The organism is Streptomyces sp., assembly GCF_031178505.1.
In the GTDB taxonomy this organism is placed as follows: domain Bacteria; phylum Actinomycetota; class Actinomycetes; order Streptomycetales; family Streptomycetaceae; genus Streptomyces; species Streptomyces gulbargensis.
Genome location: NZ_JAPSIW010000110.1, coordinates 1 through 13,155, shown reverse-complemented (window position 1 = coordinate 13,155; position 13,155 = coordinate 1). Strand labels below are relative to the sequence as shown.

Annotated in this window: 8 protein-coding genes and 2 pseudogenes; 3 read left to right on the top strand and 7 right to left on the bottom strand. The window is 75.6% G+C overall.

All coding sequences use genetic code 11. From position 1 onward, the window contains the following. Together RIF68_RS10960 and RIF68_RS10955 are read left to right on the top strand one after the other, a co-directional pair. Window positions 1-178, top strand: a pseudogene (locus tag RIF68_RS10960) (exonuclease SbcCD subunit D); the annotation flags it as partial. After that, complete coding sequence (locus RIF68_RS10955) at window positions 175-3,231, top strand: SMC family ATPase (RefSeq protein WP_309050982.1); 3,057 nt, start codon at window positions 175-177, stop codon at window positions 3,229-3,231. The pseudogene RIF68_RS10960 and the gene RIF68_RS10955, both read left to right, overlap by 4 nt. A 29-nt stretch (window positions 3,232-3,260) precedes the next feature. On the opposite strand, the gene RIF68_RS10950 is transcribed toward RIF68_RS10955, so the two are convergent. The 3 genes from RIF68_RS10950 to RIF68_RS10940 all read right to left on the bottom strand — a co-directional run bounded on the left by RIF68_RS10950 (window position 3,261) and on the right by RIF68_RS10940 (window position 6,036). Next, window positions 3,261-3,707 carry an Lrp/AsnC family transcriptional regulator gene (locus RIF68_RS10950; protein WP_309050981.1) on the bottom strand — a complete coding sequence of 149 codons (447 nt, stop codon included), beginning with the start codon at window positions 3,705-3,707 and terminating at the stop codon, window positions 3,261-3,263. Between the two features lie 81 nt (window positions 3,708-3,788). Then, window positions 3,789-5,498, bottom strand: coding sequence for a DUF885 domain-containing protein (locus RIF68_RS10945; protein ID WP_375165688.1), 1,710 nt, complete (start codon window positions 5,496-5,498; stop codon window positions 3,789-3,791). Between the two features lie 40 nt (window positions 5,499-5,538). After that, window positions 5,539-6,036, bottom strand: a complete 498-nt coding sequence (locus RIF68_RS10940; RefSeq protein ID WP_309050979.1) for an Lrp/AsnC family transcriptional regulator — start codon at window positions 6,034-6,036, stop codon at window positions 5,539-5,541. A gap of 59 nt (window positions 6,037-6,095) precedes the next feature. On the opposite strand from RIF68_RS10940, the gene RIF68_RS10935 reads away from it, so the two are divergent. Beyond that, window positions 6,096-7,307 carry a trans-sulfuration enzyme family protein gene (locus RIF68_RS10935; protein ID WP_375165687.1) on the top strand — a complete coding sequence of 404 codons (1,212 nt, stop codon included), beginning with the start codon at window positions 6,096-6,098 and terminating at the stop codon, window positions 7,305-7,307. Here the strand turns inward: RIF68_RS10935 and RIF68_RS10930 are convergent. The 4 genes and pseudogenes from RIF68_RS10930 to RIF68_RS10915 form a co-directional block, all read right to left on the bottom strand. Further along, window positions 7,234-8,631, bottom strand: a complete 1,398-nt coding sequence (locus RIF68_RS10930) for a GNAT family N-acetyltransferase (RefSeq protein ID WP_309050978.1) — start codon at window positions 8,629-8,631, stop codon at window positions 7,234-7,236. The two genes, RIF68_RS10935 and RIF68_RS10930, sit on opposite strands and share 74 nt — an antisense overlap. Before the next feature lie 88 nt (window positions 8,632-8,719). Next, entirely contained in the window at window positions 8,720-11,374 is a 2,655-nt protein-coding gene (locus RIF68_RS10925; RefSeq protein WP_309050977.1) for a DUF6493 family protein, read from the bottom strand. A 50-nt stretch (window positions 11,375-11,424) separates the two neighbouring features. Continuing rightward, window positions 11,425-12,795: an SWIM zinc finger family protein gene (locus RIF68_RS10920; protein ID WP_309050976.1), complete on the bottom strand. Its 1,371-nt coding sequence runs from the start codon at window positions 12,793-12,795 to the stop codon at window positions 11,425-11,427. Between the two features lie 138 nt (window positions 12,796-12,933). Continuing rightward, window positions 12,934-13,155, bottom strand: a pseudogene (locus RIF68_RS10915) (alkaline phosphatase); the annotation flags it as partial.

Here is a 13,155-nt window from a genome sequence, read left to right as displayed (position 1 = left end):
CGACCCGCACGCCTCGTACGCCCGCCGGCTGCGCGACCGCACCGACCAGCAGATCGCGGAGGACTTCGTGGCCCACGTGCGCGGCGGAGCCGGACTCGACGGCGCGGAACGCGCGATCCTTCACGGGGCCTTCGACGCCGTACGCGTCGACACGGCCGAACGCGAGGTGGGCCGGTGAGACTGCACCGCCTGGAGATCACCGCGTTCGGCCCCTTCGCCACCACCCAGACCGTCGACTTCGACGCCCTGTCCTCGGCCGGCCTCTTCCTCCTCCACGGGCCCACCGGCGCCGGCAAGACCTCCGTCCTCGACGCGGTCTGCTTCGCCCTGTACGGCAGCGTCCCCGGCGCCCGCCAGACGCCCGGCGGCTCCCTGCGCAGCGACCACGCGCCCGTCGGCACGTCCACCGAGGTCCTCCTCGAACTGACCGTGGGGGATCGGCGCCTGGAGATCACCCGCCGCCCCGCCCAGCAGCGGCCCAAGAAGCGCGGCGGCGGCCTCACCACCGAGAAGGCGCAGACCTGGCTCCGCGAGCGCGACCCCGCCACCGGCGCGTGGACCGGACTCAGCAGGTCCCACCAGGAGATCGGCGAGGAGATCACCCAGCTCCTCGGCATGAGCCGCGACCAGTTCTGCCAGGTCGTCCTCCTCCCGCAGGGAGACTTCGCCCGCTTCCTGCGCGCCGACGCCGAGGCCCGCGGCAAGCTCCTCGGACGCCTCTTCGACACCCGTCGCTTCGCCGCCGTCGAGGACCGCCTCGCCGAACTGCGCCTCGCCGCCCAGCGCCAGGTGGAGGAGGGCGACCGGCGGCTCCTCGCCCTCGCCGAGCGCATGGCGCAGGCCGCCGGGGGCCTCGGAGCCGCCCGCAGCCCCGTGGAGGGCAGGCCCGGCGACCCCGGCCTCGCCGACGCCGTCCTCACCTGGGCTGCCGTCGCCCGCACCGAGGCCCGGGAGGCCGTCGACCGCGCCTCCGTACGTCTCACCGCCGCCGAGGACCGGCAGGCGACCGCCCGCGCAGTCCTCGACGCCGAACGGGACCTCGCCGAGCGCCAGGCCCGGCACGCCGAGGCGCTCCTGCGGCGCGAGCGGCTCACCGCCCGGGCCCCCGAACGGGACCGCGACCAGGAAACCCTCGACCGGTCCCTCAAGGCCGACCGGGTGGCGCCCGCGCTCGGCCTGCGGCGCGACGCCGAACGCGCCCACGCCGCCGCCCTCCGGGCCCGTGAGCACGCCCTCGCCGTCCTGCCCGAGCGGCTCGCCGACGCGAGCGCCGAACAGCTCTCCGCGCTCGAACACCGGCTGCGGGGAGAGCTCGGGGCGCTCGACTCCGCCCGGCGCACGGAGCGCCGCGCCGCCCTGCTCGCCGAGGAACGGTCCGTACTGGACCGGGAGGCGCGCGCCGACGAGGACGCCCTGGAGGACGCGGCCGGCTGGCTCGCGGACTGGGAGCCGCGCCGGGCCGCGCTCGCCGCCCGGGTGGAGGCCGCGCAGGAGGCCGCGGCCCGCGCCGAGCACCTCGCGGGCCGCCTGGAACCCGCCCGCCGGCGGCTCGCCGCGGCCCGCCGCCGGGACGCGCTCGCCGAGGACGTCCGGGCCGCCAAGGAGCGGCTCGCCGCGGCCCGCGAGCGCCGCAACACCGCCCACGAGGAGTGGCTCGACGTCAAGTCCCGCCGTCTGCGGGGCATCGCCGCCGAACTCGCGGCCTCCCTCACCCCGGGCGCCCCCTGCCAGGTCTGCGGCTCCGCCGACCATCCGGCCCCCGCCCGCGCGACCGCCGACCACGTCGACCGGGCCACCGAAGAGGCCGCCTACGCGGCCTACACCCGAGCCGAGGAGACCCGGACCGCCGCCGAACGCGACCTCGCCGTCACCCGCGAGTCCTGGTCCGCGGCCCGCACCGAGGTCCTGTCCCCGGCGGCCACCGCGGCCACCGAGGAGGACCCGGCCGCCGAACCGACCGTCGCCGCGCTCGCCGACGCCGTGGCCGGACTGGAGCGGGAGCACGCCGAGGCGCACGCGCTCGCCGCGCAGGCGCACCCCGCCCGCGAGGCCCTCGCGCGCGCCGGGCGGGAGTACGAGGAACGGGTCGCCGCGCAGCGGGAGGCGGAGCGGCGGGTGGCCGCCCGGACCTCACGGCGCGAGGCGCTGGACCGCGAGCGGGCCGCGCTCGACGAGGAACTCGCCCGAGGCCGCGGCGAGTTCGCCACCGTGGCCGAACACGCCACCCGCCTGGAGCGGCGGATCGCCACCCTGGTCGGCGCCGCCGGAGCCGTACGGGAGGCCGAACTCGCCGCCCGGCGGCTCAAGGAGGCCGACGACCGGCTCGCCGACGCCGCCTACCGCGCCGGCTTCACCACCCCCGACGAGGCCGCCGCCGCCCTCCTCGGCGACACCGAGCGGCGCGCGCTCCAGCACCGCGTCGACGCCTGGCAGGCCGAGGCCGCCGCCGTCGCCGACCGGCTCGCCGAGCCCGCCACCCGGGCCGCCGCCGCGCGCCCGCCCGCCGACCCCGAGACCGCGGCCGCCGCCCACAGCACGGCCGAACGCGCCCTGCGCGAGGCGGCGTCGGCGCTGGCCGCCGCCCGCGAACGGGCCCGGGACCTCGCCTCGCTCTCCCGGCAGGCCGAGACCGAGGTCCGCCGCCTCGGGCCGCTCCGCGCGGAACACGACCGGGTGGCCCGGCTCGCGACCCTCACCGCCGGCACCTCCGCCGAGAACGAGCGCCGGATGCGCCTGGAGTCGTACGTGCTCGCCGCCCGGCTCGAACAGGTCGCCGCCGCCGCGACCGCCCGGCTCCTGCGCATGTCCTCCGGGCGCTACACCCTGGTCCACTCCGACGCCCGCTCCGGCGGCAAGAGGGCCGGCCTCGGCCTGCACGTGGTGGACGCCTGGACCGGCAACGAACGCGACACCGCCACCCTCTCCGGCGGGGAGACCTTCTTCGCCTCCCTCGCGCTCGCCCTCGGCCTCGCCGACGTGGTCACCGAGGAGGCCGGCGGCGTCCGGCTCGACACGCTCTTCATCGACGAGGGCTTCGGCAGCCTCGACGACCAGACGCTGGACGAGGTGCTCGACGTCCTGGACTCCCTGCGCGAGCGGGACCGCAGCGTCGGCATCGTCAGCCACGTCGCCGACCTGAAGCGGCGCGTCCCCGCCCAGCTGGAGGTCGTCAAGGGCCGCCGCGGCTCCTCGGTGCGCCTGCGCACGGACGGCGAGGCCCTCGGCGGCTGACCGCGCGCCCCGCCCCGCCCGGGCCCCCGTCAGCGGCCGATCGCGCGCCGGGGGAGGGGCGAGGAGTACACCACGCTCGTGGTCACCGAACCGAGCCCGGCGATCTTTCCGGTGATCGCCTCCAGGTGCCGCATGGAGCGGGCGGCGACCTTCAGGACGAAGCAGTCGTCGCCGGTCACGTGGTGTGCCTCCAGGACCTCGGGCGTGGCCGCGATCAGGTCGTGGAAGGGCTTGTAGTTGCCGTGCGGATAACGCAGCCGGACGAAGGCGAGGATCGGCAGGCCGAGCCGTTCCTGGTCCACCACCGCCGTGTAGCCGGCGATCACGCCGGCCTCCTCCAGGCGCCGCACCCGCTCGGTCACGGCGGACGGCGACATGGAGACGGCTCGGGCGAGCTCGGCGAAGCTGGCCCGGCCCTGGGACTGGAGGGCCTCGAGGATGCGCCAGTCGGTGGCGTCGGGAACGTACTCGGTCACGGACGAAGACAACAGGGCGATCCCCGGCGGATCAAGGGACCGGCCGGGGATTCTCACCTGGGGAGACGGGGACGCCGGGGGTCAGAGCCGGGAGATCTCCTCGACCAGGTCGTCCAGGCCGAGCGGCCCCTGCGAGAGGGCCGCCATGTGCCAGGCCTTGGCGTCGAAGGCGTCGCCGTGTGCCGCCCGCGCGTTCTCGCGGCCGAGGAGCCAGGCCCGCTCGCCCAGCTTGTAACCGATCGCCTGCCCCGGAACCGACAGATAGCGGGTCATCTCGCTCTCCACGAAGGCCGGCGGCCGGCTGCTGTGCCGCTGGAAGAACTCCTGCGCGAGCTCCGGCGTCCACCGCTCGCCGGGGTGGAACGGGGAGTCCGCCGGGATCTCCAGCTCCAGGTGCATGCCGATGTCCACGATGACCCGGCAGGCCCGCATCATCTGCGCGTCGAGATAGCCCAGGCGCCGCTCGGCGTCCGGCAGGAAACCGAGCTCGTCCATCAGCCGCTCGGCGTACAGCGCCCAGCCCTCCGCGTTGGCGCTGACCCCGCCGACCGTCGCCTGGTAGCGCGAGAGCCGGTCGGCGACGTGCGCCCACTGCGCGATCTGCAGGTGGTGACCGGGCACGCCCTCGTGGTACCAGGTCGACACCAGGTCGTAGACCGGGAAGCGGGTCTGGCCGTCCACCGGCAGCCAGGTGCGGCCGGGGCGCGAGAAGTCCTCGGACGGACCGGTGTAGTACGGGGCGGCGGCGCCGCCCGGCGGGGCGATGCGCGACTCCACCTTCCGTACGCGCTCGGCCAGTTCGAAATGCGTGCCGTCGAGCGCCTCGATCGCCTCGTCCATGAGCCGCTGGAGCCAGACACGGACCTCCTCGACGCCCTCGATGTGGGTGCCGTGCTCGTCGAGGTGCGCGAGCGCCTCCCACGGGTCGGAGCCGGGCAGGATCCGGTCGGCCTCGGTCCGCATCTCCGCGAGCAGCCGGTGGTACTCGGACCAGCCGTACGCGTACGCCTGGTCGAGGTCCAGGTCGGTGCCGTTGAAGTAGCGCGTCCAGCGCTGGTAGCGCTCGCGGCCCACGGTGTCCGGGGCATGGGCGACGGCCGGCGCGTACACGTCCCGCATCCAGTCCCGCAGGGCCGCCACCGCCGCGTTCGCTCCCCGGCCCGCCTCGACGAGCTCGGTGCGGAGCGCCTCGGGCAGCGTCGGCGGCCCCGCGGCGGCGAACTCCTCGAACCAGCCACGCCCGCCGTTTCCGCCGGCCCACTCCGTCAGCTGGCCGACGAAGGTGGCGGTGGGACGCGGGCCGCCGAACAACTTCCGCTCCAGGCCCAGTGCCAGGGAGGCGCGATAGCCCTCCAGGGCGTCGGGTACGGCGCGCAGCCGCGTGGCGACCGCCCGCCAGTCGTCCTCGGTCTCCGTCGGCATGACCGTGAAGACGAGCCGCACGCTGTGCGCGGGCGAGCGCATGTTGCTGACCGCGCGGAGTCCCTCCCCGGCGTCGTGGACGGCGAGCCCCGCCGTCAGCCGCTCCCGCAGCAGGCGGCCACAGCGCCGCTCGGCGTCGCTCTCCGCGCCCGGCCGGAGCTCGGCCTCGTCGAGGAGGGCGAGCGTGCGGCGGGCGAGTCCGGCGACCGCTTCCTGGCCTGCGGGCGAGAAGTCCGGGAGGCGCCCGGCGCACTCCTTCACTCCCAGGTGGGTGCCGGTGATCGGGTCGAGGGCGATGAGGGCGTCGACGTACTCGTCGGCGACCTGGCGGGGCAGCGGGCTGCGGGAACTCTCTGGCATGGGGGCCATCCTGGGGCCTGCACCGCTTCCCCGTCATCCCCGTTCGGCGTCAGTCGGCTGACATGGGCGGGCGGGCGGAGGGCGGCAGCAGGGGGCCGCACTCCCACTGCTGGAAGATCAGCCGGGTCTCGACCCGGGCCACCTCGCGCCGCGAGGTGAACTCGTCCAGGACGAGTCGCTGCAGGTCGGCGGGGTCCGCGACGGCCACGTGGACCAGATAGTCGTCGGGACCGGTGAGGTGGAAAAGGGCCCGGGACTCGGGCAGGGCCCGGATCCGGTCGACGAACGGACCGATCAGTTCCCGCCGGTGGGGTCGGACCTGTACCAGGAGAAGCGCTTCGAGCCCCCGGCCGAGTTTGGCCGGATCCAGTCGTAGGCGGTGTCCGAGGACCACCCCTGTGCGGCGGAGCCGGGCCACCCGGTCCAGGCAGGTCGAGGGCGCGACGCCCACCTCGGCGGCGAGCTCGCGGTAAGTGGTCCGGGCGTCGTTCTGCAAGAGGCGAAGAATGTGCAGATCGACCGCGTCCAGTACGACAGAATCGGCCATCGGTCGAACGTAGCACGGCATTTTCGCGCTACTTCCCGGTATCCGTTCACAGTGCCGCCATGGACGCCATGGACCGCGAGCCCTCGGTCACCCCCAGGGCCCTCGCCACCGAAGCCGTGCACGCCGGCCGCGACGACCTCGTCGGACTCGGACTGCACGCTCCGCCGATCGACCTGTCGACCACCTATCCCTCGTACGACGTCCGGGCCGAGGCCGCCCGCATCGACGAGTTCGCCACCACCGGCGCCCGGCCCGACGGCCCGCCCGTCTACGCCCGGCTCGACAACCCCACCGTCTCCCGCTTCGAGGACGCCCTCGCCCGCCTGGAGGGTGCCCAGGCGGCCGTGGCCTTCGCCAGCGGCATGGCGGCCCTCAGCGCCGTGCTCCTCGCCCGGGCGAGCCAGGGCCTGCGGCACGTGGTCGCGGTCCGCCCGCTGTACGGGTGCAGCGACCACCTGCTCGACACGGGTCTCCTCGGCACCGAGGTGACCTGGACGGACCCGGCCGGCGTGGCCGACGCGATCCGGCCGGACACCGGCCTCGTGATGGTCGAGACCCCGGCCAACCCCACCCTGGCCGAGGTCGACGTCCGTGCCCTCGCGCACGCCTGCGGCTCGGTGCCGCTGCTCGTCGACAACACCTTCGCCACCCCGGTGCTCCAGCGGCCCGTCGAGGAGGGCGCGCGGCTCGTGCTGCACAGCGCGACCAAGTACCTGGGCGGCCACGGCGACGTCATGGGCGGTGTCGTGGCCTGCGACGAGGAGTTCGCCCGTACGCTCCGGCAGATCCGTTTCGCCACCGGTGGCGTGCTGCACCCGCTCGCCGGATACCTGCTGCACCGGGGTCTCGCGACCCTTCCCGTACGCGTCAGGGCGGCGTCCGCGACGGCGGCCGAGCTCGTCCGGCGGCTCGTCACCGACCCCCGGGTGGCCCGTGTCCACTACCCGCGGATCGGCGGGGCGATGATCGCCTTCGAGGTGTACGGCGAGCCGCAGGACGTCATCGCCGGGGTGCGGCTGATCACCCCGGCGGTCAGTCTCGGCAGCGTCGACACCCTCATCCAGCACCCGGCCTCCATCAGCCACCGGATCGTGGCCGAGGGAGACCGGCGCTCGGCGGGGGTCAGCGACCGTCTGCTGCGGATGTCGGTGGGCCTGGAGGACGTCGAGGACCTCTGGCGGGACCTGACGCAGGCGCTCAGCGCTCCGTCTGCCGCGCCTGTTCGTGCGGACGTTCGGTCCGCCGCGGTGCCCCGGCCAGTCGGGCGGTGATCACCAGGGTGCCCTCCTCGATCTGGTAGTCGAGGGGCAGGTTCAGCGCCCGCATCGCGGCCACCATGCCGGTGTTGGACGCCTGCGTGACGGCGTACACACTGGCGCATCCGGCCTCCTCGGCCATCGCCACCAGCCGGCCGAGGAGTTCGGAGCCGATGCCGCGCCGCTGCCAGTCGTCCTCGACGAGGAGGGCGACCTCCGTCTCGTCGCCGTCCCACAGCAGGTGGCCGAGGGCGACGAGGCGGCCGGAGGCCGTCTGCACGGCGAGGGTCCGGCCGAAGCGGGGGCTCAGCAGGTGGTCGAGGTACCGGTCGGCGTCGCCGACCGGGCCGTGGTAGCGCAGCGCGAGGGTACGGGGGGAGCAGCGGTCGTGCAGGGCGCGGGCGGCCCGCAGGTCGCGCTGGTCGGCGCGGCGGACGGTGATCTCGTTGCCCGCGGGCAGCGTCAGCACGTCGCGGCTGCGCGGGACGCGGGGCCCGAGGCGGGCGTCGAGCTCGACCAGGGCGCGGGCCCGGGCGAACTCGGTCGGCGTGAACGGCAGGTGCGGACGCTCGATGAGCAGCGTGCCCCCGCTGGGGTCCCGCAGTTTCATCACGGTCTCCTCGAGCACCCCTTCGACCGGGGCCTGTTCGCCGGTCGGGCGGCCGGTCAGCGAGACGGCGGGCACCGAGTGCAGGGTGCAGCGGCCGAGGAGCCGGCGCAGCGCGAGCGGCAGTTCGGCCGCGTCGAGGGCGGTACGGGTGGCGAGGCCGAGGACGCGGGTGGGCGTGTCCACCAGGTCGTGGGCGTCGGCGCGTTCCGTCCAGGTGTCGCGGCCGCCGGCCGCCGCGATCTCCCGGGCGAGTTCCCCGGCCGGAAGGCCGGCGGGGGCGCGGAGCAGGAACTCGTCGACCGTCCCGTCGGTGAGGGGGTGGGTCTGGAGGGTCAGGATGTCCACGCCGAGCCCGGCGAGGGCGCCGCAGAGGGCGGCGAGGCTGCCCGGGGTGTCGTCGACGGTGGTCCGCATCCGCCACAGGACGGTCTCCCCGGGAGGCCGGGTGGTGGATACGGGCCGCGTCGGTACGGGCGTGCTCCGCCCGCCGGTATGGCCGGCGGGCGGAGCATGACTGTGCCTCCGCGCCCACCAGGTGTGGAAGGTCGCGGTGGCGATCAGCGCGATCGCGGAGAAGATCAGCAGATAGGGACCGTCCGGCCCCTTGGCGATGGTCTTGGCGATCGAGTCGGCCACCACCACGGCCGTGAACAGCGCGGCCAGCTCGATCAGATCGTGCCGCCAGTGGTGCGGACGGCGGGCGCTCTTGGAAGACGTGACGTCGGTCATGGCTTCACTGTGGCCCAGCGGTGTTGCGCGATCACGAACGTTCTGTGACTGACGGGTTAAGTGCCGATCTGGTGGCTTAGCGGCCGATTCAGGCTGTTTGTGTCTGGTTCTGATCGGTCGTCCGGCGAAGTGTGGTCAGCAGCCGCCGGGCCTGCGTCACCAGCTGCGAGGAACCCTTCGCCCGGGCCACGTCCGCGAGCCCCGGCACCTCTCCCGTGGCCCCGCACCGCTCCGCGCAGTCGGCCGCCACCGCCAGGACCTCACCGAGCCCGCGCACCGGCCTCTCCGCGCCGAGGAGCCCCGGCAGCGCCGCCGCGAGAACCGCCCACACCGTCCCGTACGCCCCGGTGGCCGCCGCCGTCCGCACCGCGTCCGCCAGCCGGTTCGGCTTCATCGAGCCCTCCGCGACCAGCCACGCCACCTCCTCGCCGAGTCCCGGGGCGTCCAGCTCTCCCCGGGCCGCGAGCACCAGGAGCGCGTCCACGGCCCGCAGCCGGTCATCGGTGTCCACACACCCCAGCCCGAACGCCAGGAGGAGACGGACCGCCCGGCCGCACCGGCCCTCCGCCTCGGAGAGCAGCGTCAGCGGCTCCGTCACACCACGGGCCGTGTCGCCGTCCACCGCGTTCGCCACCGACGACAGCAGGGCGGCGGCGAGCACCTCACGGTCGGCGGGCAGCTGCGCGGCCCAGTACGCGGGGGCCCACCCCGAGTGGTGACAGCGGCGGGCGTTCGGCGGCAGCCCGCCCCCCAGCCACCGGAACGCCGACGGGAACTCCCGCACCGCGGGCCGCTCCTCGAACGCGACGAGGATCCGGTCCACCAGCCACCACCGCCCCTCGGACCGCGCCGAACCCCGCTCGTGGAACCGCACGGACGCCGCCACCGGGGCCTGTGCCCGCAGCCAGCCGGCCAGCCGCTCCCCGGCCGTACCGCCCAGCGCCGCGGCCTCCTCGGCCGCCCGGGTGGCCGACGGATCGTCCCGCCGGACCCGCAGCAGCGCCTGCGCCAGATCCGCCGGCGCCGGTTCGGCCCCCGCCTCCGCGTAGGCCCGCAGCCGCTCCACGAGCACCAGCGGATCGATCCCGCCCGTGTGCCGGGTCGGCGTCGCCAGGAGGAACGGCAGCGCCCCGGTACCGATCAGGTCCGCCGCCTCCCACAGCCGCGCGTCCCGCACCGCGTCCATCGCCGCGTGGACGCACGAGGTGGGCGGCAGCGGCTGCCGCCGACCCTCCGAGATCCGGGACTTCCGTACCTGGCCCACCAGTGCGGCGAGCACCACGTGGATCCCGTGCGGGGTGTGCGCGAAGTAGTCGAAGCCCTCACGCGCGACGAACTGCGACTCCTGCCAGAAGGCCGTCGCGAACGCCTCCGCCACCGCCCCGGCCACCGCCGCCCGGTCCCGGTGCGCGTGCCGCACCAGACCGTCGAGGGCCCGCTCCAGCTCCATCGGTCCCTCGGACCTGCGCAGCGCGAGCAGGTCCTCCATCAGCTCCTCCACCGTCGCCGGCGGGGCGGCGAGGGGCTGCGGCTCCGGAACCGGCGGCAGGATCTCCTCGTACGGGAACTCCGCACCGTCCGGAACGTCACCGAACACCGCGGTCGCCGCTTCGCGGTGCACCGGGCTCAGCAGTGACGCAGCCCCGGCCAGCGCACGCCGCGCCGCCTCGTCCACCGCCTTCAGATGGCGCCCCACCAGCTTCAGGGCACGCTCCTGCAGCGCCGTGTCCTCGTGCCCGAAGGCACCCTCGGCCACCACCGGCAGCAGCTCGCCCGCCGCCTCCGCGTCGCGCGCCAGCACCTTCCCGACCAGCACCAGCTGGGCCTTCACCAGCTTCTTCTCGGGACGGAACAGCACCCCGGCCGTCATCTCGGCCAGTGCGGCCGTCGACAGCGCCCCCTGGGCCGCCAGGCCGGCCAGCACCTCCTGCGCGTAACCGGCCACCGGCGAGGGCGCGTCGGCCGTCATGCCGATCCAGTCCGCGACCCGCTCCCGGTGCTCCGCCGCGTCCGGCGCCAGCAGCCGCAGCAACTCCAGCGGGAACCGCAGGTCACGCGGGCGCCCGCCGCGCAACAGGCGGGACACGGCCAGGTCCACGACGGTCGCCCGGTCGAGCGTGCCGTCGGCGACGAGCGCCGTGACCGCCTCCGGCCACGTGACCGCCGACGGGACCAGGGGCCAGGTGAAGGCGTCGGGCGCGTCGGCCATCGAGATGGCGTGCGCCACCAGCACAGGGGTCTGCGGATCCTCCCGCAACCGCTCCAGCAGGCGGTCACCGGTGATCTTCCGCGTCCAGCCGATGACGTACCCGTCGGTGGCGGGCGCCGGACGGCCCGAGCGCACGACGAGCCCGTGGACGAGGTCGTAACAGCTCTCGGCCACCGTCCTGCGGGCGGCCAGCCGGCCCGCCACATCGGCCAGCCAGGCCGGGTCGCGGTCCCGGAGCACCGAGAGCACCGGACCGGCGTCCTCCGAACGCCGGTCGAGCAGGTCCCGGCCGCCCAGCCAGGAGGCGACGGCCGCCGCGCCCGTGTCGCAGCCCGCCCCCGCCACGTGCAGCGCCCGCCGTGTCCGGGACGCCTCGTTCCACCGCTTCCAGTCCCAGGCGCGCACCTCGGACCGCAGCGCCTTCAGCCGCGCGAGCGCCGCCTTGCGCGCGGCCGCGTCCATCGGCTCCAGCAGCGCGGGCACCTCGTCGGCCCGCCCCGCGCGCACCGCCTCGACCAGCTTCTCGACCGCCATGTCCCCGTCCTTCCCCCGTCGTTCCACCGTCGTCCCCACCCCGGCGCCCGTCACCGGCCCGCCTCCACGAGCACCGCGCCCCGCCGGGCCATCCGTACCGCGAGCGCGTGCTTGCACGGCCCGCGCCGGCCGCGATGGTCCGCCCACCACCGGCAGGTGCAGCTCAGCACCCCGTCCGCCTGCCGTACCCGGTAGCGCCGTTCCCCCGAGAGCACCGTCGCGAGATCGCCGTCGAGCGTCACCGCGCCCTCGGTGACCAGCTGCCGGGCGGCCACCAGACGCGGATTGTGCCGCTCGGCCCGGTCCGCGTCGTACGGCAGCTCACGGTGGAAGTAGGCCGCGTCCGCCACGTCGTAACCGACCCGGCCGGCCGTGCCGAGCCGCGTCAGCGCCGCCCGCACCCGCTCGACGGTGAGCCCGGCCTGCGCGGCCAGATCGGCAGGATCGATCCTCGGATCCCAGGCCAGCAGCACCGCGACGAGCTCCGCGTCCCGCGCCGCCTCCTCGGTCGCGAGCGCCTCCAGGACCCCGCCCTCACCGGAGAAGCCCCGTGCCGGGTCCGGCGACAGCGTCAGCGTCAGCCGCATCCCCGGAAGCGTGACCTCCCAGGCGCTCGACGCCGCGGGGCCGTCCGGCACCGGCCCGTACACCCGCAGCCCCGTCGCGTGCCGCAGCACCCGCTCCAGGGCCGCGAGCCGGTCGGGACCCGGCAGGCAGACCGCGCCCGGCCCCGGCCGGGTCGTCGGCCGCAGCGTCCGGCCCGACTGGATCACCCACAGCGGGGCACGGCCCCGGCTCCGCGCACGCGGCAGCGACCGCAGGAAGCGGACCGCCTCGGCCCCCGTCAGCTCCGCCCGCAGATCGAACCGCGCCGACGCCACCTGCGCCTCGGCGAAGCCCCGCAGCCAGCGGTCCGGCAGCGGCACCTTCTTCTCCACGACCGCCCCGCCGAGCGTGGTCACCGCCATCTCCCCGGGCCCGACCCGCAGATGCAGCGGATCGTCCCCCGCCATCCGCGACAGCGCCTCCCGCAGCGGATCGTTGACGTCCACATTGGTGGTGCCGTGCCCGGTCTCCGCACCGCCGAGGCCCTCGGCGAGCACGTCCAGGCGCGCGTACACCCCGCCGCAGCCGGAGAAGGACTCGAACCGCAGCCGATCCCCGTTCCCCGTCACCACCGGGTCCAGCGAACCGGGCCGTATCCGCTGGTGGTAGCGGGCGGCCGCCACGTCGGCAACGGCGAGCAGGCCGCGCGCGGCGACCTGCGGGGAGGCCAGGAAACCGGAGAAGAAGCGGGGGTGGGCCTCGGCCCCGCGAGGGGTGAGGCCCCCGGCCGTCTCCAGACCGAGAAGCCGCCCGGAGCCCGTGGACTCCAGCGCGGAGGGGCGTGCGTAGGCGAGCGCCTGTACGGATCGCGTCATGGGAAGAACGTAGGCCCCACCACTGACAACGCCCCCGGTGCGCGGGGGTCGAGGGACGCATGCCCCGCGCCCCCGGCCGCGCGGGCGGAGGGGACCGGAGCCGCCGCCCGGCGTTCCCGGACCGGGCGGGGGCGTGACCTACTGCCCGACGCGCCCCGGCTGCAGCACCGTGGTGAACAGCACCGTCCCGCCCTCCGCCCGCAGACGCACCGTCAGCTCACCGCTCTCACCGTCGATGTCGACCTCGCCGAAGTACTGCGGGCTCTCCATGGGCGAGACGTTCGCCCGCTCCGGCGCCCGCACGAACACCCGCTCAGGACCGAAGGTGTTGTCCAGCCGGCTCGCGGGGAAGCCGCCCGC